Raw genomic sequence first — 206 nt, 5'->3', positions numbered from 1 at the left:
GGTACTTGTGCTAACGAATCTGTGATTACTAGAACTTGGACACTTACTGATGATTGTAACAATACAACTACGCTTGTACAAACTATTACTATACAAGATAACACTGCGCCAGATGTCTCTACTTGTAATGTTGTTGATACTGCAGTAGATTGTACTGCTACTGATAATGAAACTATTGCTGATCAATGGAATGCTGATAATATTGC

Annotated in this window: 1 protein-coding gene; it reads left to right on the top strand. The window is 35.9% G+C overall.

Going from position 1 to position 206, the window contains the following annotated elements:
- A partial coding sequence (locus tag Q0997_RS20470) for a hypothetical protein (protein ID WP_299892617.1) occupies positions 1-206 on the top strand: 206 nt, incomplete at both ends.

Source organism: uncultured Lacinutrix sp. (genome assembly GCF_947500325.1).
GTDB lineage: Bacteria > Bacteroidota > Bacteroidia > Flavobacteriales > Flavobacteriaceae > Lacinutrix.
Note: the sequence above shows the minus strand (reverse complement) of the source record. Positions and strands in the feature narration are given on the sequence as shown.